19 protein-coding genes are annotated in these 24,606 nt (G+C 33.7%); 13 read left to right on the forward strand and 6 right to left on the reverse strand.

Translation table 11 applies throughout. The features are described from left to right. Positions 1–446: 446 nt before the first annotated feature. On the reverse strand, positions 447–2,330 hold the full coding sequence (gene htpG / locus JE46_RS23200) for a molecular chaperone HtpG (protein ID WP_031457682.1): 1,884 nt from the start codon (positions 2,328–2,330) through the stop codon (positions 447–449). 201 nt (positions 2,331–2,531) lie between these two features. On the opposite strand from htpG, the gene JE46_RS23205 reads away from it, so the two are divergent. The 3 genes from JE46_RS23205 (at position 2,532) to JE46_RS23215 (ending at position 4,799) form a co-directional block, all read left to right on the forward strand. Beyond that, positions 2,532–3,035: a lipocalin family protein gene (locus JE46_RS23205; protein ID WP_031457683.1), complete on the forward strand. Its 504-nt coding sequence runs from the start codon at positions 2,532–2,534 to the stop codon at positions 3,033–3,035. Positions 3,036–3,052: 17 nt separating this feature from the next. Beyond that, the gene (locus JE46_RS23210; protein ID WP_031457684.1) at positions 3,053–3,748 is read left to right on the forward strand and encodes an OmpA family protein; all 696 of its coding nucleotides are present in this window, start codon (positions 3,053–3,055) and stop codon (positions 3,746–3,748) included. A gap of 103 nt (positions 3,749–3,851) precedes the next feature. Next, positions 3,852–4,799, forward strand: coding sequence for an ABC transporter ATP-binding protein (locus JE46_RS23215; RefSeq protein ID WP_031457685.1), 948 nt, complete (start codon positions 3,852–3,854; stop codon positions 4,797–4,799). Here JE46_RS23215 and JE46_RS23220 read toward each other — a convergent pair. The 4 genes from JE46_RS23220 to JE46_RS23235 all read right to left on the reverse strand — a co-directional run bounded on the left by JE46_RS23220 (position 4,796) and on the right by JE46_RS23235 (position 7,589). After that, a complete protein-coding gene (locus JE46_RS23220) occupies positions 4,796–5,080 on the reverse strand; it encodes a GNAT family N-acetyltransferase (protein WP_031457686.1) in 285 nt (94 codons plus the stop codon). The two genes, JE46_RS23215 and JE46_RS23220, sit on opposite strands and share 4 nt — an antisense overlap. A gap of 8 nt (positions 5,081–5,088) precedes the next feature. After that, a complete protein-coding gene (locus JE46_RS23225; RefSeq protein WP_031457687.1) occupies positions 5,089–5,484 on the reverse strand; it encodes an OsmC family protein in 396 nt (131 codons plus the stop codon). A 2-nt stretch (positions 5,485–5,486) separates the two neighbouring features. After that, positions 5,487–6,368: a pirin family protein gene (locus JE46_RS23230; RefSeq protein ID WP_031457688.1), complete on the reverse strand. Its 882-nt coding sequence runs from the start codon at positions 6,366–6,368 to the stop codon at positions 5,487–5,489. A 120-nt stretch (positions 6,369–6,488) separates the two neighbouring features. Further along, positions 6,489–7,589 carry a DNA alkylation repair protein gene (locus JE46_RS23235; RefSeq protein ID WP_031457689.1) on the reverse strand — a complete coding sequence of 367 codons (1,101 nt, stop codon included), beginning with the start codon at positions 7,587–7,589 and terminating at the stop codon, positions 6,489–6,491. A 181-nt stretch (positions 7,590–7,770) separates the two neighbouring features. Between JE46_RS23235 and nadC the strand changes: the two genes are divergently transcribed. From nadC to priA, 5 genes are all read left to right on the forward strand, one after another. Next, positions 7,771–8,628, forward strand: coding sequence for a carboxylating nicotinate-nucleotide diphosphorylase (gene nadC / locus JE46_RS23240; RefSeq protein ID WP_031457690.1), 858 nt, complete (start codon positions 7,771–7,773; stop codon positions 8,626–8,628). 73 nt (positions 8,629–8,701) lie between these two features. Further along, positions 8,702–9,628 (forward strand): YihY/virulence factor BrkB family protein, encoded by a 927-nt coding sequence (locus tag JE46_RS23245; protein ID WP_031457691.1) that lies wholly within the window; start codon positions 8,702–8,704, stop codon positions 9,626–9,628. Then, positions 9,625–10,056, forward strand: coding sequence for a DUF2147 domain-containing protein (locus tag JE46_RS23250; RefSeq protein WP_031457692.1), 432 nt, complete (start codon positions 9,625–9,627; stop codon positions 10,054–10,056). The genes JE46_RS23245 and JE46_RS23250 overlap by 4 nt, the downstream gene beginning before the upstream one ends. A gap of 13 nt (positions 10,057–10,069) precedes the next feature. Next, on the forward strand, positions 10,070–10,816 hold the full coding sequence (gene bla-B1-FLAV, locus JE46_RS23255; RefSeq protein ID WP_031457693.1) for a subclass B1 metallo-beta-lactamase: 747 nt from the start codon (positions 10,070–10,072) through the stop codon (positions 10,814–10,816). Positions 10,817–10,839: 23 nt separating this feature from the next. Next, on the forward strand, positions 10,840–13,287 hold the full coding sequence (priA, locus tag JE46_RS23260) for a replication restart helicase PriA (RefSeq protein WP_031457694.1): 2,448 nt from the start codon (positions 10,840–10,842) through the stop codon (positions 13,285–13,287). A gap of 6 nt (positions 13,288–13,293) precedes the next feature. Here priA and JE46_RS23265 read toward each other — a convergent pair whose 3' ends face one another. Further along, positions 13,294–13,986 carry a LytR/AlgR family response regulator transcription factor gene (locus JE46_RS23265; protein ID WP_031457695.1) on the reverse strand — a complete coding sequence of 231 codons (693 nt, stop codon included), beginning with the start codon at positions 13,984–13,986 and terminating at the stop codon, positions 13,294–13,296. 176 nt (positions 13,987–14,162) lie between these two features. Here JE46_RS23265 and rpsF point away from each other — a divergent pair, with 176 nt between their 5' ends. The 5 genes from rpsF to JE46_RS23290 form a co-directional block, all read left to right on the forward strand. Next, entirely contained in the window at positions 14,163–14,504 is a 342-nt protein-coding gene (gene rpsF, locus JE46_RS23270) for a 30S ribosomal protein S6 (protein ID WP_007810575.1), read from the forward strand. Positions 14,505–14,509: 5 nt separating this feature from the next. After that, positions 14,510–14,806 carry a 30S ribosomal protein S18 gene (rpsR, locus tag JE46_RS23275; protein WP_007138295.1) on the forward strand — a complete coding sequence of 99 codons (297 nt, stop codon included), beginning with the start codon at positions 14,510–14,512 and terminating at the stop codon, positions 14,804–14,806. A gap of 68 nt (positions 14,807–14,874) precedes the next feature. Further along, on the forward strand, positions 14,875–15,315 hold the full coding sequence (gene rplI, locus JE46_RS23280; protein ID WP_031457696.1) for a 50S ribosomal protein L9: 441 nt from the start codon (positions 14,875–14,877) through the stop codon (positions 15,313–15,315). 127 nt (positions 15,316–15,442) lie between these two features. After that, a complete protein-coding gene (locus JE46_RS23285) occupies positions 15,443–15,916 on the forward strand; it encodes a DUF6495 family protein (RefSeq protein WP_031457697.1) in 474 nt (157 codons plus the stop codon). A gap of 1,056 nt (positions 15,917–16,972) precedes the next feature. Continuing rightward, positions 16,973–24,606 (forward strand): Ig-like domain-containing protein (locus JE46_RS23290; protein WP_035137062.1); only part of this gene is annotated, 7,634 nt, incomplete at its 3' end.

Genomic DNA, 24,606 nt, shown 5'->3' on the forward strand with positions numbered 1-24,606 from the left:
TGGACAGCAATGTCCGTGCGGGTTCAAGTCCCGCTCTGAGTACTGAAACTCCAATTGGCTATGGCTGATTGGAGTTTTTTTGCTTAATGGAATTACTTGCTTAAAAACTGAAGCTTCCCGGTGTCCCTTACTGCGCTAGGGATGCAAGGGGCATCCTTTTGTGGGACTCCCTTTTTCTTTTTAACCAAAACTTTCTTCCGCAAAAGATACAGCGGACAGCACATACCTCAGGGAACGCCATAATTGTACTTTAGGATAAATACTTTTGGGGGTATATTTATGATCTTATTTAATCAAAGTAAAATAAAATATCGTATTTAAATTATTTAATCCTTCACAATTATGATGACTAAATTATGTTTTAATAGTTGTCTTTAAGTTTTTTAAATAAAAAAACCTGCAAACTTACGCATGCAGGTTAATAAATGTAATTATAATTTAAAATCCTATTTAATCAAATCAAAACTTCTTTTCACAAAAGCTGTAAGTTCTTCTCCTTTTAATAAGTTTTGAGATAATTTTGCAAGGTCTAAAGCTTGCTTAACCAAATTTTCCTGAGTTGACTTATCTTCGGTATTTAAAATATTAGAAGCCAAATCAGAATTAGTGTTTACCACTAAATTATACATTTCTGGCATATTACCCATTCCGAACATTCCGCCGCCACCCGACTGGCTCATTTCTTTCATTCTACGCATAAATTCTGGCTGCGTGATAATAAATGGGGCAGCCTGACTGTCCATAGCTTCTAATTGAACAGAATATGCTTTTGGTATGTAAGCTTCTAATGAAGTTTTTAGTGTTTCTTTTTCTTCATCAGATAATTTAGAAATTGTATTCTCATCCTTTTTGATTAAGTTGTCAATATGATCAGAATCTACGCGTACGAAAGTCAAATCCTTATTATCACCTTCTATTTTTTGAATTAAATGAGAGATAATTGGAGAATCTAAAAGCAATACTTCATATCCTTTTGTTTTTGCAGTTTCGATATAAGAGTGTTGTGCATCCTTATTTCCAGCATATAAAATAACAAGTTTTCCGTCTTTATCAGTTTGGTTTTCTTTTAGTTTCTCTTTTAATTCTTCAAGAGTAAAATAAGTATCATCTACAGTTGGATACAATACAAATCTCCCAGCCTTTTCGTAGAACTTATCTTCAGAAAGCATTCCGTACTCTAAAACAATTTTAATATCGTTCCATTTTGCTTCAAAATCTGAACGATTTTCATTAAATAATGCTTTTAATTTATCAGCTACTTTACGTGTAATATAGTTTGAAATTTTCTTTACTGCACCGTCAGCTTGTAATCCTGAGCGAGAAACATTTAATGGAATATCCGGAGAATCTATAACTCCTTTAAGCATTGTCAAAAATTCAGGTACAATTCCTTCAACATTGTCGGTAACGTACACCTGATTTTGGTACAATTGGATTTTATCTTTCTGAATTTGCATATCAGAACCTAATTTAGGAAAGTATAAAATTCCGGTTAGGTTAAATGGATAATCTACATTTAAATGAATGTTAAACAATGGCTCCTCAAATTGCATTGGATACAATTCTCTGTAGAAGTTTTTGTAATCATCATCAGATAATTCAGAAGGTTGTTTAGTCCACGCTGGGTTCGGATTATTAATTATATTGTCAGTTTCAACTGTTTCATTTACATAATCTTCAGGGGCATCTTCAGGTTTAGGAAGTGTTTCGGTTTTTGTTCCAAATTTAATCGGAATAGGCATGAACTTGTTGTATTTATTCAATAAACCGTGGATTTTTGAATCTTCTAAAAATTCATGGGAATCTTCTGCAATATGTAAAATAATCTCCGTACCGCGTGAAGTTTTGTCAGCCGGTTCTAAAGTAAATTCGGGACTTCCGTCACATGTCCAGTGGGCTGCAGGTTCATCTTTATATGATTTTGTGATGATTTCTACTTTCTCAGCTACCATAAAAGCCGAATAAAAACCAAGACCAAAGTGTCCGATAATTCCAGAATCTTTTGCTGAATCTTTGTATTTATCCAGAAATTCTTCTGCTCCTGAAAAAGCAACCTGATTGATGTATTTTTCAACTTCATCAGCAGTCATACCTAAACCTTGATCGATAATGTGGATTTTTTTACCTTCTTTATCCACTTTAATTTCAATAATTGGATCTCCGTATTCTACTTTAGCTTCACCAATGCTTATAAGGTGTTTTAATTTTAAAGTAGCGTCTGTTCCGTTTGATACTAATTCACGTAAGAAAATCTCGTGATCGCTGTATAAGAATTTTTTGATTAAGGGAAAGATGTTTTCTACAGAAACATTAATTTTACCTGTTGTCATATTTTTTTATTTTTTTAGTTTAATAAGATGATTATCACTTATTCAAATAGAATACCAATTATTTTTGAGTGACAAAATGTCTTATGTGTTAATTTTGAAAGAAAATAATCTGATTTTGGAAGAGAATATAGTTGCATGAATTGTATCTTTGTTTACAATAATTGTTAAATGTGTAAGTAATAACTTAAATAATTCTACAAAATGAAGAAATTTGTTTTCATTTGCATGATGTCCACGATCTTATTTGCGTGTAAATCAGCTTCATCAACTGCAACTTCAACAGAAGGAACAGAAATTTCAAAAAAACTTGACAGACCAACTCAAGTAGCCATTAAAGGAAATTGGATACTTACAAATGTTTCCTATGCGGGATCTGATTATATTAAAGTTAATTCTTTTGATCTTGCAGATTCAAAATGTTTCATAGGTAGTACCTGGAATTTTATTTCTAATAATAATAAAGGCACCATGACATTGAATGCTTCAAGCTGTACGGCATTTACTTCTCCAATTGTCTGGAGTATTAACAATCAGGGACTTTTTGTATTAAAAATTGTTGATCCGGGTACAAAATCAAAAAATGTCAGATCAGGATATTTGCTTAAAGTAGCAGGATTAACTGATAATTCATTTCAGTTAATTGACAATATCAATGTTGGTGGACAAACGAAAGATGTAACTTACCAATTTCAAAGAGCTAATTAATATTAAAAAAAATAAACATGAAAAAAATAACAGCATTAAGTTTAAGTAGTTTACTAGTATTAGTTAGTTTATTTGCAAGCTGCGATTCAGTAAAAAATGCTAATAATACTCAAAAGGGTGCCGGAATTGGTGCAGTTGCCGGAGGAGTAATTGGAGCGGTATTAGGAAATAATTTAGGTAAAGGCGGAAACGCTGCCTTGGGAGCTGCAATTGGAGCTGCTGTAGGAGGTGGAACTGGTGCCCTTATTGGAAACAAAATGGACAAGCAAGCACGTGAAATTGATCAGGCTTTACCAGGTGCAGAAGTAGAAAGAGTTGGTGAAGGAATTCACTTAACACTTAATGAAAATGCTGTTCGTTTTGATACAAACAAATCAACATTAACTTCTCAGGCTAAAGCAAATTTAGATAAATTAGTTCCTGTTTTTAATGATTATGGAGATACTAATATCGAGATTTTTGGATATACTGATAACACAGGTAAACCCGAATATAATTTAACGCTTTCGGGACAAAGAGCTGCATCTGTACAAGCATATTTGGTTTCAAAAGGGTTGAAATCAAGTAGATTTAAAACGTCAGGTTTAGGAATTGCTGACCCAATTGCCAGTAATGATACTGCTGAAGGAAGATCTCAAAACCGCCGTGTTGAATTTGCTATTACTGCAAATGACAAAATGGTAAATGATGCTAAAGCACAAGCTGGAAAATAATTAAATTACAATAAAATTTATTAAAAGCTGTTTCTTATTTGAAGCAGCTTTTTTTTGCCTTTCGAAATTAAACATTGTAAATTTGAACTTTCAATTAGAACACATGCTTGACATCCAAAATATCTCATTTTCGTATACCGAAAAACCGGTTATAAAAAATATTTCTTTTACTATTAACAAAGGCGAAAACATAGCCATTATTGGCGAAAGCGGCTGTGGAAAAAGTACACTTCTTAAATTGATGTACGGGTTGTTTGATTTAGATGAAGGCCAGATTTTTTACGAACAAAAACCTGTTTTGGGACCAAAATATAATTTGATTCCCGGAATGCCTTATATGAAATATTTGGCACAGGACTTTGATCTATCACCTTATGAAACAGTCGCTGAAAACGTTGGAAAGTTTCTTTCGAATGGTTTTGCTAATATGAAAAAACTTCGTGTTCAGGAGCTATTGGAAATGGTTGAAATGGAGCAATTTTCTAATGTGAAAGCTAAATTTTTAAGTGGGGGGCAACAACAGAGAGTTGCTTTGGTACGTGTCCTGGCTTTAGAACCAGAAGTTATTTTGCTTGATGAACCTTTTAGTCAGATTGATGCTTTTCGTAAAAATGCTTTACGCCGGAATTTATTCAGATATTTAAAACAGAAAAAAATAACCTGTATTATTGCGACTCATGATAGCACAGATGCATTGTCTTTTGCAGATGCAGCGATTGTAATGCGTAACGGAGAGATTGTCACGAAGGGAAATCCAGCTGAAATTTATAAAAATCCATCTTCGAAATATATTGCTTCTCTTTTTGGAGAAGTTAATGAAATCCCTACTCATTTATTGCAGCTTTCCGAAGATGAAAATGGAAAATCATTAGTGTATCCACATCAATTAATTATGGTGGAACACTCTGATTTAGAAGTTAAAATTAGAAGGACTTATTTCAGAGGAAATCACTATTTAATTGAAACTGTTTACAAAAGACAATTAATATTTTTTGAAAATGAATTTGATTTGCCTTTAGAAATTACAATTTTTTTAGGCCTTAATTCTTAACGGAATAATACATCGTGAATATCTTCTGTTTTGTCAAAAACGCTTTTTGCAAAAGGACATAGCGGAATAATTTTCAAATTATTTGTTCTGGCATATTCTACAGCTGCCATGAGTAATTTTTTACCAACACCTTTTCCGTTAAATTCTTCATTTACTTCAGTATGGTCAATGATGAATTTTGCATCACCAGCCCAGGTATAGGTCATTTTTCCGGCTTGTTTTCCGTCTTCGATAGCTTCAAAAAAAACTTTTCTTGTATCGTTTATTTGTTGAATTTTCATGATATAATTTAGATTAATGTCGTTTTAATTTCGATTGTGTTTGTTAGCGTTTTATGAATCGGACAGCTATTTGCAATTGTTTCTAATCTTTGTTTTTGTGCTTCGTCAACTTCACCAGTTACTTCAATTTTTCTGATGAACGAAGTTACATTTCGTTCTGAATCTCTTTCAAAATCAATTTTGATATTTATTTCTGAAACATTCCATTGTTTGCGGTTGATGTACATTCGTAAAGTAATCAAAGTGCAGGAAGCCAATGATGAAGCCAAAAGTTCAGTTGGATTTAAACCTAAATTTTTACCTCCTAATTGTTGTGGTTCGTCAGAAATTAAAATATTTCCACTTCCAGAAATGATTTCTGTGCGGTACAAACGTGTGTCTATTTTTGCTGATACTGTATCCATAATTATTTAATTCTTGGTTCGGGTAATGGTACAAATTCGGTTTCGCCCGGAACTTTTGGGAAAGTTTGTGCTGTCCAGTCTTGTTTGGCTTTTTCGATAAGATTTTTATCTGATGAAACAAAATTCCAAAAGATGAAATGTTCTTCCGGGAAAGGTTGTCCTCCAAAAATGTAAACGGTTGAATTAGCTTCAATTTCAAACTCACAAAGCGTACTGTCGCTTGTAATTAAAATTTGTTTTGGATCGTAAACGTGTTCGCCGCTTTTAATGCTTCCTTCTAAAATATATAAACCGCTTTCACCAAATAAATCTTTTCCAATATTGATTTTTTTAGCTTCTTTGCTTTTAATTTCAATAAAATACAACGGGCTGTAAACAGGAACCGGAGATTTTTTCCCGAAAGCTTCTCCTGCAATCAGTTTATATGAAACGCCATTTTCTTCCCAAGCCGGAATATCCTGTGCTTCAACATGTGTAAAATTCGGATCCATTTGTTCCAACTCTTTCGGAAGTGCTACCCAAATCTGCAATCCGTGAAGCATTTTGTCAGAATGTCTTAAATATTCAGGAGTTCTTTCAGAATGTACGATTCCTTTTCCTGCGGTCATCCAATTAACCGCCCCTGGTTTTATTTCTAATTCTGTTCCCAAACTGTCGCGGTGCATAATACTTCCTTCAAACAAAAAAGTAAGTGTAGAAAGCCCGATATGAGGATGTGGCGGAACATCCATATTTTGATATTGATTTAAATGTGCAGGCCCCATATGATCGATAAATACAAATGGTCCAACAGCTCTTTTTTCACGGAAAGGCAATAATCTGCCTACCATAAAATTGCCGATGTTAGCAGCACGTTCTTCGATAATTAAACTAATATTTGACATGGTTATTTTATTTGAAAACAAAATTACAGCAAGGATGTGAGTCTGTAACTTAATTTAGATTAAGAAAAAGTTTTTTGGGTTTACATTATAAAAGTAAGAAATAAAAAAGAAGCACAAGTTTTAATTAATCAATTCAAATTCCAAAGCTTCGCTCTCGGTTCCATTAATGATAATCGATAATTGATGAACTCCGGTATGAAAAACACGAGTTGTTATTAACTTAAATGACTGGTTTCTTTCAATCTTTGTGAGCTGGTTTGGTGAGTAAATTTTCTCGCTGATTTTGAATACTTTTTTTGCCAGATGACCTTTTGCCTTTTTATAATGAACAGCATATTCTAAACGAATTGTTTTTGGTTCGTCATTTTTATTATTTAAGTAAAAATAAAATTGCAGATAATCTCCAATTTTTATGGTCGGCGTTTTGATTTCGAAAGAAGAAAGTTCAATATTTATGCTGTCTAAACCATAATGACTTAAAATTTCAGGATTCCCCTGTTTCAATAAAGTTCGACATCCGTGTTTGATTATTCCATCTGTTTCTCTACTATGATTTTTCCATCTTGAAGCGATTTCAAGTACAACTTCAGGATTATCTTTTGCAATATCATTGATATTATTGGCAACGCTTCTGCGAACGTACTCTGAAGGATCATTTTTAAGATTTTCTAAAATCGGAAGAATAGAAGAAGGATCTTTTTTCAAAAACGGGATCGCCATTGCCCAAGGTAATCTTGGCCGTGAACCTTCACTCGCTAATCGGCGGACATGATGATTTTCATGTAAAGACCATTTTGTCATTTCATCAATCATTTTTTCTTTATACTTTGATATAAATGGTCGAACGGCAAACTCGCAGCTTATAAATTGTGTTATTGAAACAAAAGCTTTCGTCGAAGTTTCAAAATCCTTTAAACCATATATTTCGATATAATCGGCAAAAAATATAAAAGCCAGATTGCTGTCTGAAAAATTATTTTTTTTAAGGTTTTCGATTATTTTTTCAATTAAAGAAACAGCTTGAGAAAAATTTTCAGGCATAAACTGATGCAAAACCACTGTAGTATGTTTCATTCGGTCTTTCCATTCTTTCTCAACAAAATTACCTTCATAAATTGTCTCAATAAATTTTTGTTTATTGAATGATGGATGTACTTCGGCGACTGCCTGACTAAATTTTTTGTAAAAAGAAACGGAGTATATATCCTTAATTAATCCCATAAATTTTGATTGAATGAGTTTCAAAGATATTTAATGTTCTTTGAATTCACAGAGTGTTTAGAAATTAAGTTCCAGCTTTATTTTTGTATCTTAATTGTTAATTTACAATTTTTAAAATTAAACCGAAACTTTTAAATCCATAAAATATATCCTAATTTAGCAGTTCATAAAATTTATAAAGATGATCAGCGAAGTACAATTTCATGCCGAATTACAACTAATGATTGCCAACGCTATACGAGAAGATGTTGGTACAGGAGATTACAGTTCGCTTGCCTGTATTCCTCATATTGCGCATGGACAAGCTAAATTATTAGTGAAAGACCAGGGAATTATTGCTGGCGTTGCATTAGCTAAAATGATTTTTGAATATGTTGATCCAAAATTAAATATAAAGACTTTTATTGAAGATGGAACCCATGTCGAATATGGTGAAGTTGTTTTTGAAGTTTCAGGTAGCTCACAATCTATTTTAAAATCTGAAAGAGTGGTTTTAAATACAATGCAGCGAATGTCTGCCATTGCAACAAAAACCAATGAATATGTAAAGCTTTTGGAGGGAACGGGGGCTAAAATATTAGATACCCGTAAAACAACACCCAATTTCAGAATTGCTGAAAAATGGGCTGTAAAAATAGGAGGAGGAGAAAATCATCGCTACGCATTGTATGATATGGTGATGCTGAAAGACAATCATATTGACTTTGCCGGCGGAATTACGCTTGCAATAAGTAAAACCAAAGAATATCTGAAATCCAATAATTTAAATTTAAAAATTATTGTTGAAGCAAGAAATTTAGATGAGATTCGTGAGATTTTACTAAGTGATGGAGTTCATAGAATCCTAATTGATAATTTTAATTACGAAGATACAAAAACGGCTGTGGCATTGATTGGGGATAAATGCCAAACAGAGTCTTCTGGAAATATAAGTGAAAAAACGATTCGCGAATATGGACTTTGTGGGGTGAATTATATTTCGTCTGGAGCCTTAACGCATTCAATTTATAATATGGATTTGAGTTTAAAAGCGTTTTAAAAGAAGTAATGCGTTACAAGTTAGATGACCAAAATATTCTAAAATAGAAACTCTAAAATCTAAAATCATTTATATGTCGCAAGAGATAGGAAATCGGCTTGAAAAAGTACCAGTCGTACGTTTATTAGTTCGTTTTTTAAAGAACATAAAATTGCCGTGGCTAGAAGGTTTTTCGTTATATGATTTGCTGGAAATGTATATTTTGGGTATACTTGAAGGCGCTTTTTCATATCATGCGAGTGCGGTATCTTTTAGCTTTTTCATGGCTTTATTTCCTTTTGCATTGTTTATTTTAAATTTAATTCCGTTTATTCCTATAGATAATTTTCAACAGGATTTTTTGCTTTTTGTCCAGCAGAGTGTACCACCCAATACTTACGATGCCATCAGTAAAATTATCAGTGACATATTAAATAATAGTCATTCAGGGTTGCTGTCTTCAGGGTTTTTACTTTCTATTGTTTTAATGGCAAATGGTATTAACGGAATTTTGAGTGGTTTTGAATCTTCAAAACATGTTTTTGATAAAAGAGGTTTTTTTCATCAATATTTAGTAGCGTTGGCAATTTCACTTGTAATGACTGTCATACTATTTGTAACGGTGGCTACTATAGTTGTTTTTGAGGTTTTTATCCAGAAAACAATAATTCAGGATGTATTGAGTGATCGTATTCCTTTAATTATTTTAGGGCGTTACCTGTTTGTTATTTTGATGATTTTGATAACGTCTTCAATATTATTGCGTTATGGTACAAAACAATATAATAAAGTGCCTTTTATCAGCATTGGATCTGTTTTTACGACGGTATTAATTGTTATATCTTCGTTCTTTTTTGGGATTTGGGTTATAAAATTTTCAAAATACAATGAACTTTATGGTTCTATTGGGACATTATTAATTCTAATGTTTTACATTTGGATAAACTGTATGATACTGCTTTTAGGTTTTGAACTTAACGCAACTATCAGGAAATTGAGACAAAAAACAAATAGATTATGAAAAATTGGATTTTAACTTTTGGTGTTTTTTTTCTAACATTAAGTACTATTCAGGCGCAAAGTGTTGTTGGGAAATGGAAAACGATTGATGATGAAACTGGTGAAGTAAAATCAATAGTAGAGATTTACGAAAAATCAGGAAAAATCTATGGTAGAGTTGCAGAAATATTACGTGCTAATCATACAAAAGATGTATGTACAAAATGTGATGGTGCAGAAAAAAACAAACCAATTTTAGGCATGGTAATCATCAACGGACTTAAAAAAGACGGGGCTGAGTATAATGGAGGGACAATCCTGGATCCAACAAATGGAAAAAAATACAAATGTTATATTGAATTAGAGTCGGCTGATAAACTAAAACTTCGAGGTTATGTCGGAATTTCTATTGTGGGAAGAACACAATATTGGACAAGGGTGAAAAAATAATTTTTTAGATAAAATGCGAAAATTAGCATCATTAATTTTATTCCTTATAATCCTGTCAAAAAGTTTTGGGCAATCTAAGGATTCTGCATTACAAATAAGTCATCTTACAGGTGACTTTTATGTTTATAAAACTTTTCATGATTATAAAGGGTCATTAATTTCTGCCAATGCAATGTATCTTGTTACAAAAAAAGGCGTTATTTTGTTCGATGCACCTTGGGATCAAACACAGTTTCAGCCTTTGCTGGACATCATAAAAGCAAAACATAATAAAGAAGTTATTATGTGTTTTGCTACACATTCTCATGATGACAGAGCTGGAGCTTTAGGTTTTTATAGAAAAAAAGGAATTAAAACATATACTATAAAACTAACGGATCAAATTCTTAAAAAGGAAAGCAAAGAAAGAGCTGAATTTATAATTCCAAATGATACTGTGTTTACTGTTGGGGATCATACTTTTCAGGTTTATTATCCTGGAAAAGGACATGCTCCAGACAATATTGTAGTTTGGTTTGATAAAGAAAAACTGCTTTATGGAGGATGTTTTGTAAAAAGCGCAGCAGCAAAAGATTTGGGTTATTTAGGAGATGCTGATGTTAAGGAATGGGAGAAATCAATCAAAAGGGTGCAAACTAAATTTAAGAATCCCATCTATATTATTACAGGTCATGAAGATTGGGCAGATATAGAATCACTAAGGCATACTTTGAAAATGGTACAAAAATACAATACTGTACAAACTTCGGGTAAAAAATAATTCACCAATTTTAAAATAATTACATGTTTTTTGTAGAAGTTGTTTTGCCTCTTTCTTTAACCAAAACCTTGACCTATCGTGTTTCTGAGGCTGAATTCTATTTTATTAAAAAAGGAATGCGCGTTGCAGTACCTATTAAAAGCAAGATTTATACGGCGCTTGTTTTAGATGTTCATGAAAATGCTCCGACTTTATATGAAGCAAAAGAAATTCATCAGATATTAGATGAAAAACCTATTGCAACAGAAACTCAGATTAAACATTGGCTTTGGATTGCTAATTATTATATGTGCGGTATTGGTGATGTTTATCGTGGAGCGTTTCCCAGCGGATTGCTACTGGAAAGTGAAACTATTATTTCGTATAAAATAGATGCAATTGTGAATCAAAATGAACTCACAGACGAAGAATTTTTGATTTATGAAGCCTTGCAGCAACAGAGTTCTTTGAAGGTTCAGGAAATTATTTTGATTTTAAACAAAAAGAATATTTTTCCGATTCTTCAAAAGTTAATGGACAAAGATATTATTGTTTTAGAAGAAGAAATAAAAGAAAATTACAAGCCAAAATTGATTCGATACGTAAAACTACACTCCAAATACGAATCAGATAGTGGTTTAAATGAATTATTAGAAGTATTGAAAAACGCCAATAAGCAGAAAGAAATTGTTTTGGCTTATTTTCAAATTACAGCTTCAGAAAAAAAACCGATTACAGTTAAGAAATTGGTTGAAGCTTCAAATTCGACTTCGGCAGTTGTAAAAGCATTAATTGAAAAAGAAATTTTTGAAGAATATTATCTTCAACATGATCGTGTTGCTTTTGAAGGAAGAGCTTCGGAGAAAAAATTGTTGTTAAGTGCTGCACAGGAAACTGCTTTTGCAGAAATTAAAAATATTTTTTTAGAAAAAGAAGTTTGTCTGCTTCATGGTGTTACATCCAGTGGCAAAACAGAGATATATATAAAGTTAATTGAAGAATATTTAAAAACGGGCAGACAAGTTTTATATTTATTACCTGAAATTGCGCTTACAACACAGTTGGTTTCTCGTTTGCGCCTCCATTTTGGAGATAAAGTTGCGGTTTTTCATTCTAAATACAGTAACAATGAGAGAGTAGAAGTTTGGAAACAAACACTTGAAAATTCAGATAAAGCACAAATTGTAATAGGGGCAAGGTCAGCTTTGTTTTTGCCTTTTAATGATCTCGGTTTGTTGATTGTTGATGAAGAACATGAACAGACTTTTAAGCAAACAGATCCGGCACCAAGATATCACGCGCGGGATTCTGCAATTGTTTTAGCTAATTTGCATAGTGCCAAAGTGCTTTTGGGATCTGCAACTCCAAGTATTGAGACTTATTTTAATACTCAAATTGAAAAATTCGGTTTAGTTACCATTACGGAACGTTATAATAATGTTAGAATGCCGGAAGTTCTTTTGGTGGATTTAAAAGACAAGCATTTTAGGAAAAGAATGACGGGTCATTTTAGTGATCTTTTAATTGAGGAAATTGCAGAAGCTTTGTCTTTGGGCGAACAGGTGATTTTGTTTCAAAACAGAAGGGGGTATTCTCCTATAATTGAGTGTTTGACTTGTGGTCATGTTCCGCATTGTCAGCAATGCGATGTGAGTTTGACTTTTCATAAACATAAAAATCAATTAAGATGTCATTATTGTGGGTACTCCATTGCAAAACCAACACACTGCCATAGTTGTTCGAGTATTGATTTGACTACAAAAGGTTTTGGTACAGAACAAATCGAGCAGGAATTGGTTTCTCTTTTTCCGAAAGCCAAAACAGGAAGGATGGATCAGGATACAACTCGTGGAAAATTTGGTTTTGAAAAAATCATAGATACTTTTAAAAATAGAGAAATAGATATTTTGGTCGGTACCCAAATGCTGGCTAAAGGATTGGATTTTGATAATGTTAGTCTGGTCGGAATTATGAATGCTGATAATATGTTACATCATCCTGATTTCAGGGCTTTTGAACGCAGTTTTCAGATGATGACACAGGTTGCAGGAAGAGCAGGAAGATCTGAAAAACAAGGAAAAGTTGTGATTCAAACCTATAATCCAAACCATAATACAATACAGCAGGTTACAAACAACAACTATTTAGGTATGTATAAGGAGCAATTATATGATCGTCAGATTTATAAGTATCCTCCTTATTTTAGAATTATAAAATTAACTTTAAAGCATCGTGATTTTGATAAATTGAAAGAAGGATCGATGTGGATGTATAAGGTTTTGAGCCAAAATTTAAATATGCCGGTTTTAGGGCCTGAAGAGCCTGCAATTAACAGAATCAGGAATGAATATATTAGAACCATTTTAATTAAGATCCCACAAAATTTGCCATTAGCGGGGACAAAAAAAACTATTCAGAAAATGTTAAATAGTTTTGAAGCAGTACCTCAATACAGGACTATAAAGTTAGCTGTAAATGTCGACTTTTATTAAATTTGTTTATGTTGATAATGCTCTGACTAAATCTTCCTTTTTGTTTCGGCTAAGTGGAATTTTAGTAATACCAATTTCTGCAAATTTGCTATTAAAGCGTTCGACTTTATCAATATTAATAATGTAAGATTTGTGAACACGAATAAATTTTTCTTTTGATAAATCATTTTCAAATGATTTCATTGTTGAAAGTACTAAATTACTGTCGTCCTCAGTGACAACTCTTACGTAATCTCCAAAAGCTTCAATCCATTTGATTTTTGCTGTAAAAATTTTTAGTTTTTTTAAGTTGCTTTTGATGAAAATATGTTCTCCTTCTTCTTCCTTGACTTCTTTTTTAAGTATATGCATGTCAATTGCTCTTTTTACAGAAGCATTAAAACGATCAACGGCTATAGGTTTCTGAAGGTAGTCTGTGGCATCATAATCAAAAGCTTTTAAAGCATATTCAGCTTTAGAAGTAATAAATATAATTTGTGGTTTAGATTTTAAACCATCAAGAAAATCAAATCCGTTAATAACAGGCATTTCAATATCTAAAAATATTAAATCGATATTATTTAAAGAGATACAACTTTTAGCTTCGATTGCATTTGAAAAGTCTCCGACCAGGTGTAAACCAGGATGATTATTGGCTAATTTTGCAATAATTGCCCTCTGTATAGAACTATCATCTACAACAACACAGTTTAGTTTCATAAGAGTTTAAATTTAATGTATTCAGGATTTCAATAGTAAATGTATTGTTTTTTTGGAAAAAAAACTAAGATGGAAGCCTATTTTTTGCATTTCAACGAATAAAAGAAAAAAAATGTTGGTTATTAAAATATAATGGTTACTTTTGCACCCAATTTTAACAAATAAATATTGTATTTATGAATCATTATGAAACTGTTTTCATTTTAAATCCCGTTTTATCTGAAGTTCAGGTAAAGGAAACAGTAACGAAATTTGAAGAATTTCTTACTAGTAGAGGAGCTGAAATGGTATCGAAAGAGGATTGGGGGCTGAAAAAAATGGCTTACGAAATCCAAAACAAAAAAAGTGGTTTTTATCACTTATTCGAATTCAAAGTAGCTGGAGAAGTTCTAATTGCTTTTGAAACTGAATTCAGACGTGACGAAAGAGTTATGCGTTTCCTTACTGTAAGTTTGGATAAACATGCTATTTCTTGGGCTGAAAGAAGAAGAGCTAAACTTAAATCTACAAAAGCTTAATTATCATGGCAACATTACAACAATCTGCTTCAGGAAAAAAAGACGGGGATATCAGATATCTAACGCCTTTAAACATAGAAACTAACAAAACTAAAAAGTATTGTCGTTTCAAAAAATCAGGAATCAAATATATCGATTATAAAGATGCTGATTTCTTATTGAAATTCGTTAATGAGCAAGGTAAAATTCTTCCTCGTCGTTTAACAGGAACTTCATTAAAATATCAAAGAAAAGTGTCTGTAGCTGTAAAAAGAGCTCGTCATTTAGCTTTAATGCCATACGTGGCCGATTTATTAAAATAGTATTAAAAACAAAGTTGTTGGTTTCCACTCAAAAAGGAACCTAACTTCTAACTTATAAGGACAACAACATGGAAATTATTTTAAAACAAGACGTTCAAAACGTAGGATTTAAAGATGATGTAGTATCTGTAAAGCCTGGTTATGGTCGTAACTTTTTGATTCCTCAAGGTTTTGCTACATTAGCAACTCCTTCTGCTAAAAAAGTTTTAGCTGAAAACCTAAAACAAAGAGCACATAAAGAAGCTAAAGTTGTTGCTGATGCTAAAGCATTAGCTGAAACATTAAAAGCTCTTGAAATTAAACTTTCTGCAAAAGCAGGTGGAGAAAAACTTTTTGGTTCTATCACAAACATCGACATTGCTGAAGCTTTAGAAAAATCAGGTAACGCTATTGATAGAAAATTTATCACAAGCGGTATTGTAAAACGTACTGGAAAATATTCTGCAAGCATCCGTTTACACAGAGATGTTATTGTTGATTTACCATACGAAATTATTGCTGAAAAGTAATAGTTTTTAGTTAAGATAAAAAAAATCCCGATGCGAGTCGGGATTTTTTTGTTTAATAAAGTAATAATAAAAGTTAAGGCTATTTGTCATTGGTATTGCTTATAGCTTGAGATTTAAAATATTTATAATGAAATATACAAGATTAACAAAAGAACAATTTGAAGAATTACATGCGGAGTTTGCCAGCTTTTTAGCTACACAAGCTATTGATAAAGCGGAGTGGGATGAACTTAAAATTAATAAACCTGAAGTTGCTGAACAGGAATTGGATGTTTTTTCGGATTTAATTTGGGAAGGTGTTTTGTCCAGAGCTGAATTTCTGGAACATTTTTCTAAAAATCACATATTTTTATTTCAATGTTTTGATACTTATGTTGAGTCTATTGTTTTAAAATCTTTAGTTTCTGAAACTGATTTTCTGACAAGAGAAGGTTTGCAATGGTTAAGCGATAATATGTTTACAGATGCTATTGAAATGAAAACGGGAAAGAAAGTTTTTACTGAAGATCGAAATTCATCTGTTTTCGAATTGATCCAACAGGGTGCTTTTTTAAGTAATGGGCAATTGTTTACTCAGATTAATACTATTATTAAGGGATAATCGAGTAAAAGCTCTTTTTTAAAAGTTAAATAACTGATTGTTAATTTTTTAATTTATTTGAAGTTATTTAACTTTTGTTTAATTATTTAGGTATTTTTTATACCCGTATTTCTACGTGTTTTTTATTAATTGTTTAGATTTTTAACTTTCATTTTTCTACAAATGACAATTTCTTTAAAACATTTTTTTTCTTTTTATTTGTAGGTTTAAACCTTGTTTTTAATTAAAATACTAGGTATTTAGTGTTTTTATTGTGATATTCACACTTATTTTTTCTTTTTTCTTACGGCTATATTTTACTGTTATTAAGCTGTTTCTTACCGTCTTATTTTTTGTCTTTTAAAAAAAATAAGAATTTTATAGTTGTTTTGTATTTTATTTTTTTATAATTTTAGATTGTTAAGATTAAACAAAACGTTTTTGCTTTTAAACCGTTGGTTCTTAATTTATCATTTAAATTTAAAAAAAAGCATTTTTAGTTTTATTGCAATTAGTACAGATAGTTTTACTTAATTGATTTGCTTATGGAATTAATATTTACTTTCTTCATTCAGTTTGTGTGTAGTATTATGATTGTATTATTTATAAGTTTATCACTTATTAAGTTTATAGATCTGTCAAACTTTATATACAAGTTTAAGTATTATATCAGTAATTTATTTTTAATTCCTCACCCAGTCTAAGTATTTTTTGTTGCTAAATATATTAAGGATGTTGTATTCAATTTTCAATTTTGATTTTTATAGAAGAATAATCAACTTACTATAAAATTTTAAATTAAATATTTAAAATAGAATTCTTAGTCCAAATTATCCCCAAACAAATCACTCCTCTTGGAAGTTTGATTCAGTTCAGTCTTCTACAAAAAAATGAGACGTTTTATTTTAATCAATAAAATGCTCATACACATTATGATTTTTTCAAAATGTAGTTAAGTATCTGTTTGTAAAGATTCTGACTCGAATTTAATTAACTGATTTTTAATTTTTTAAATGTATAAGACTTCTGTCTTAATGCAACAGGCTTTTTATTGTCCATTTTCTAATCTTCCAAATTATGAAAAAAAAATTACAAATGATTAATCCCAACTTCCAGAGGGGATTATTTGGGGCATTGTTTTTTTTGCTCTTATTTTCAAGTTCTTTTGCTCAAAATGTATGTAGACCAACTTCACAGACAAATAGTACAGGTGGTTTTTTATGTGTAGGGATGAGCGTGACAGATCCAAATGATGCATTTGATACAAGTATGAGTACTTTTGCTACAATAAGCAATGTACTTGGTTTAGCTTGTTTTGCACAAGAGACATTAACTTTTAATCAAACTGCGAAGGCTGGAGATCAAATTGTAATTTATTTTGGAACAGGTGGTGGCTTGTTGAATCTAAGCCTTTTATCAAATGTGACCATCCAGGCAAAGCTTTCGGGAGCAGATGTTGCTGCCCCAGTTCCATTAAATAATGGATTATTAAATCTTGAATTATTACCCGGAAATCAAATAGCTGTAATACGATATACATTGCCGGGAGATACAAACCAGGCCAGAATTCAGGTAGGCGGACTTCTTAGTGCATTGGTAAATTTAAGAGTATATGATGTGAGGCTGGATTTTGCAAAGCCAACTGTTACTAATGGTTTGACACAGACTGTTTGTTCAGGTAGTTCTTTAAATTTATCAGCTACACCTGTATCAGGGACTACTCTGGAATGGTTTAGTTCGACAACTTCTACAACTCCGTTGATATCAGGAAATAATTACACAACCCCAAATTTAACCGCTGATACAATTTATTATTTAGGAGTTACGAGAGCTGCAGGTTGTGAAGGCAGTGAACGCGTTCCTGTACAAATTAATGTATCTAATCCTGTTGCGCCAGTGATAAGTGCTTCAGGAACTTCTATATGTTCTTCAGGAGCAACACAGCAAACTACATTATCTGTAATAAATCCAATACCGGGAACCACTTATAATTGGTATAATGTAGCATCAAACGGGGTTTCTTTAGCTTCGGGAAATACTTATTCACCAACAGTTCCCCAAGGGACTACAAGTTTTTATGTTGGGGCTGTGATAGGAAGCTGTTTGAGTCCGGCAAGAACTCAGGTTGACGTAATTTCGACTGCTATACCTTCTGTTCCAACGGTTTTAACTCAAAGTGTAACCATTCAGTCTGGTCAAAACGCTACTTTGAATGCTACTACTTCTGAAGCAGGTGTTACGCTTAATTGGTATGATGTTGCCAGTGGCGGATCTGCAATAGCAATTAATTCACCAACATTTACTACACCAGTTTTGACTGCTTCAAAAACATATTATGTTGAAAGTCAAAGTGCAACTGGAAATTGTGTTAGTGCAAGAGTTCCGGTAGTGGTTAATGTTCAGCCAGCAGCTTTGGGAGGTTGCTTAGAAGCAAATAGTCAGCAAACAAATCAAAATGGGTTGTGCTTATTGTGTGGTGTAACAAATCCAAATAATTCTGTTGACGGAAATTCTGCAACAGCGACAAGACTTACAGTTCCTGTTGGTTTAATAAACGGATGGATTCAGCAAACACTACAATTCAATAATCCGGGAAGAGCAGGAGATATTGTTGATGTTGAATTAGAATTACCAGGCGGACTAGCAGACGTTGCTCTTTTAGGTGTCGTTAGTTTGGCAACTTACAATGGAGCAACTTATAATAATGACAGAGTTTTAATTAATAATTCTCTGGTAACGTTGCAATTATTATCCGGAAATCGTTTTAAAGCAAGTGTAGAGGCTGGAGCAGCTTTTGATCGTGTTGAGATTCGATTAGGAGGCTTGGCAGCAGTATTGACAAGTTTAGATATATATCAGGCAACTTACAGATATAAAACCCCAACGGGTTTAGCTAATCGAACTATTTGTAGTGGACAAACTACAACTATAGTTGCTAATATTGGAGTTGGTGAAATCATTAATTGGTTTGATGTAGCTTCTGGAGGAACTTCCTTGGCAAGCACCACTTCTTATACAACTCCTGCTTTGACGGTTCCAACTACTTATTATGTAGAAATAACCAGAAATGGCTGTATCAATAGCGAGCGATTTCCTGTGTTGATATCAATTGATAATCCTATAGCTCCTGTTATAAGTGCAGCGGGTACAACAATTTGTAGTGGTCAGACTACTACATTAAATATTCAGGGACCTGTTGGAGGTACTATCTACAGATGGTATGATGCAGCTTCAGTAGGAAATTTAGTGTTTACCGGTGCTTCTTTTACAACACCAAATTTAACTGCTGATACGAATTATTTCGTTGAGGCGGTAATTGGAAGCTGTTTGAGTGCTACACGTACGCCGGTTACTGTAACGGTTAATCCATTACCAGCAGTACCAATTGCGGCATCATCAAATGTCGTTATTCAGTCAGGACAGAGTGTAGCTTTGCAGGTCTCAAGTCCCGATTCTAATGTTACATTTGACTGGTATGATGTACCGACTAATGGAATTGCTCTGGCAACAGGAACCAATACCTACACTACCCCAGCTTTAACATTAAATAAGACATATTATGTTACAGCCAGAGGTATAACATCAGGTTGTATAAGCAGTGCAAGAACTGCTATTAATGTTTTGATAAATAATTCGGCAAGTAGTTGTTTGCAGGCGAATGCACAAGTTACAACTTTAGATCCGGGCTTACTATGTGTTTTATGTAGTTTCAGCAATCCCGGAGGATCTGTTGATACGAATGTAAATACATTTACAAGACTTTCTACAGTTGCAGGGATAGCTGGTGCTTATGTTGAACAAGTCGTGACTTTTCCAACAACTGGCCAGGCAGGAGACATTATAGATGTTGAATTAGAATTACCTGGAGGATTAGCTGATGTGTCATTATTAGGCGGAGTTAGTTTGGCAACCTATAATGGAGTAACTTATAACAATGACAGACACTTTCTTACTGATAATTTGTTGAGCTTACAGTTGTTATCGGGAGATAGATTTAAAGCTAGTTTTATAGCAACAGCAGCATTTAATAAAGTTGAAATTCGATTAGGAGGATTAGTTACTTTATTAACAAACTTAGATATTTATGGAGCTTCATATAGATTTAAAGATGCTGTAATTACTGGTGCAACGTCCCCAATTTGTAGTGGACAAACAGCTAATTTAGCGGCCAGTTCAAGTGTAGCCGGAGAAACATTTAAATGGTACGATGCTGCAAGTGCAGGAACAGAGCTTTCTCCTATAGCAACATATACGACACCGGCTTTAACAGCAACAACAACTTATTATTTAGAGGCAACACGTGACGGAACTTGCGTAAACAGTGTTCGCCAACCAGTTACGGTAACAGTGTCACCATTTGCAACTGCTGCAGATGTGACAATTAATACTCCATTAGAGGCATCTTGTGCCGGAAGTGTGGTATTATCTCCAACATCAGCTTTAGTTGGAGCTCAATTTAAATATTATACAGATCAAAATAAAGCACAGGAAATTATAACCGGCTCAACAGTTGTTGCACAGCCAGGAGTAACTTTCTCTAAAAACCCAACAACAGGGGCATTAACAATTAATGGTCTGAGTTCAGCTGTGCCATCTTACAATTATTATGTGTCTGTCGTTAATGCAGTTACTTGCGAAAATGCTATAAATACGCTGAAACAAGTAACGGTTAATTCTCCTTCAGTTACACCTTTAACGGTAATAGGTACTACTTTAGAAGGTTGTGGAACTGTAAATTTAGCTAATGCTATAACAGGTTTTGATACAACCGGAAATACAACTTATATTTTTTATGACCCTTCAGACAATATTTTACCTGCAGCAGCTGCAGCTAATATAAATACAAGTGGTGTTTACTCAATTCAGGCTCAAGGTAACGGTGTTACATGTCCATCCGGAAAGTTACCGGTAACTGTTTCTGTTAACCCGTTACCAAGTTTGGTTGTTGCAACACCTTTCTTATCAGTAAATGCGGGAACCAATGTTCTTTTGAATGCTACATCAAACGGAACATTAGCATGGTTTGACCCTCAGGGAAATGCTTTGACAGGACCGGTATTTACAACAGGAGTTTTAAATACTCCGGGAGTTTATACTTATACAGTAGTGGCTACAAGTGCTCTTAATTGTTCAACTTCAGCAACAATAACCATCAATGTTATAGATCCAAATAGTTGTCAATTATTAACAGAAAGAGTGTATGCTACAGGGCAAACTTTCGGTTCAATAGTAACAGGTGGAGTAGCTAATCCAACCAATGCCATTGACGGAAATACGCAAACTTATTCTACAATAACAACAGGCGTAGGTCTTTTAGGAGTAGGTACTACCTGGCAGAATTTGACCTGGCCAGCTAACATAGCAAAAGGAACACCGGTTACTGTTAAGCTGGGAGCTGAATACAGTCTATTGGCTGTTGCGCAAGGTTTATCGGTAATTGGAACTAAAAGCGGAGTTGATATTGGAACAATGCTACCTGTTTCAGGATCAATATTGGATTTATTACCGGGAGAAAAATCATATGAGTTTACTTTTGTGCCGGCAAATTCATCCGGCCCACAAGATTATGACGGAATTAGAGTAATATCCGGGGCACTTTTAAGTGTTATTCAAAACACAAAAGTGTTCGATGCTTATTACACGAAAAAAGTTTCAACAATAACCTGTACTCCGGGTGATATTCAGGATGTATTTTATGGAGCGACAGATTTAGGACTGCCAATAGGAGCTTTAACTTCGACAGTTGGAGTGAGCGATGCATGGAATGTAGCAGATAATGATGTTTCTACATTTGCAACAATGTATAGTGGAGCAGGAGTTCTGGCTGCAGCTGATTTAACGGTTACATTTAAAACGCCATCAATTGTAAGCGATACTTTAAGGCTTGTAGTTTCTAAACCTGGGACTCTTTTAGATGTTAATTTATTGACCGGATTTAGTATTCAGCGTTATCTGGGAAATGTTGCCGTTGGTGCTCCAATTCAAAGCAATAGTACCTTATTAAGTATTAGATTATTACCGGGAAATACAATGTCAATGGTACTTGTTTCTTCACTACCAGAAGCATATGACCGTGTAAGAATCCGTTTTGGCGGTGTTGCAGGAGTTTTAGATTTTCTTAGAGTTCATACGGTTGAACGAGTGGCAAATACGAAAGTAATTGGAAGCGATCCTGATAACAAAATAACGGTTTGTCCGGGAACAGATGTTACACTTCAGATTCCAACAGAAGCTTGTTCAAATTATATATGGTACGATTCACCAACAGGTGGTTCAGTTGTTGCTAATGGAATTACTTTCACAGTTCCTGCTACATTAGCAGCCGGAATTTATAAATATTACGTACAGCCGGTAAGATATGGTTGTGAAGCTTTATCAAGAGGAGAAGTTACTATTGAAGTCAGAGCTTCAAGTCCTGAAAGTGCTTTAACAAACATTACTCTTAATGGAGGAGTAGATACTTCAATTTGTTCTCCAACAGGAACAGTGACTTTAAATACAAGTCTAAGCGGAACTCCATTATTAACAAATCCTATTTATTATTGGTATAATTTTGACGGAACAACTAATCAGTTGATTGCAGGAGAAACAACTTCTCAGTTAATTAGAAATGGATTGACTCCCGGGACTTACACTTACTTTGTAGGAGTTAGTTCAGATGAGTTTTGTGAAACTGCAGAAGCAGACAGAAAACAAATTACTTTTACAATATTACCTCCTTCAGTTCAAAACGATATTTTAGTTGATGATACAGCAGTTTGCCATAATGTTTCGGCAACCTTAACACCTACAAGTATATTATCAACTCCTGTATTTTCATGGTATTTTGATGCGAATAAAACACAACCTATAGCAAATGGAACTGTAAGTGGCGTAACTTATGCCATAAGTTCTACAGGAGTTTTAACAGTAACAGGTTTAACACGAGCTGTGAGTCCGGTTACATATTATGTTGGAGTTTCAAGTGATACAACTTGTGAAAATATTGCAGGTACACTTCAAACAGCAACTGTAATAATAAATGATCCGGATACACCTACAACTACAGACACAACACAAGATTTTTGTTTGGTGAATGCACCGACTGTTGCCAATATTCAGGTAAACGAATCGAATGTTGTTTGGTATGACTCATTAACCAGTACAACAGCAATAGCACCAACAACTGCTTTAGTCAACGGCATTTATTATGGGGCTATTTTAGACCCTGTAACAAGTTGCGAAAGTTCAGTTCGTTTACAGGTTACTGTTACCATCAACGACCCGGGTACACCAACTACTACAGATACTACACAGGATTTCTGTTTAGTGAATGCATCAACAGTTGCCAATATTCAGGTAAACGAATCGAATGTTGTTTGGTATAATTCATTGACCAGTACCACAGCTATTGCACCAACAACAGCCTTGGCCAACGGTATTTATTTCGGAGCTATTTTAGACCCTGTAACAAGTTGTGAAAGTGCCGTACGTTTGCAGGTTACTATTACGATCAATGATCCGGGCACACCGACTACTACGGATAATACACAGGATTTTTGTTTGGCGAATGCACCAACGGTTGCCAATATTCAGGTTAATGAAGCAAATGTAGTTTGGTATAATTCATTGACAAGTACAACAGCTATTGCACCAACAACCGCTTTAACCAACGGAATTTATTATGGGGCTATTTTAGACCCTGTAACAGGTTGTGAAAGCGCTGTCAGATTACAGGTTACTATTACCATCAACGACCCGGGTACACCAACTACTACGGATAATACTCAGGATTTTTGTTTGGTAAATGCACCAACAGTTGCCAATATTCAGGTAAACGAATCGAATGTTGTTTGGTATAATTCATTGACCAGTACAACAGCTATTGCACCAACAACAGCTTTGGCTAACGGTATTTATTTCGGAGCGATTTTAGACCCTGTAACAGGTTGTGAAAGTGCTGTAAGATTACAAGTTACTATTACCATCAACGACCCGGGTACACCAACTACTACGGATAATACTCAGGATTTTTGTTTGGTAAATGCACCAACAGTTGCCAATATTCAGGTAAACGACTGTCAAAGTTCAGTTCGTTTACAGGTTGCTGTTACGATAAATGATCCAGGGACACCGACTACTACAGATAATACACAGGATTTTTGTTTGGTGAATGCACCAACGGTTGCCAATATTCAGGTAAATGAAGCCAATGTGGTTTGGTATAATTCATTGACAAGCAGAACTGCTATTGCACCAACAACAGCCTTGGCCAACGGTATTTATTACGGAGCTATTTTAGACCCTGTAACAGGTTGTGAAAGTTCTGTCCGTTTGCAGGTTACTATTACGATCAATGATCCGGGCACACCAACTACTACGGATAATACTCAGGATTTTTGTTTGGTAAATGCACCAACAGTTGCCAATATTCAGGTAAACGAGGCTAATGTTGTTTGGTATAATTCATTGACCAGTACAACAATAATTGCACCTACAACAGCTTTAGCAAATGGTATTTATTATGGAGCTATTTTAGACCCTGTAACGGGTTGTGAAAGTGCTGTAAGATTACAGGTTACTATAACTGTTACTGATCCATTAACTCCAACCACTACCGATAATACACAGGATTTCTGTTTGGTAAATGCACCAACTGTTGCCAATATTCAGGTAAACGAAGCAAACGTTGTTTGGTATAATTCATTGACCAGTACAACATCAATTGCACC

Origin of the sequence: Flavobacterium chungangense LMG 26729, assembly GCF_000735715.2 — a bacterium.
GTDB classification, from domain to species: domain Bacteria; phylum Bacteroidota; class Bacteroidia; order Flavobacteriales; family Flavobacteriaceae; genus Flavobacterium; species Flavobacterium chungangense.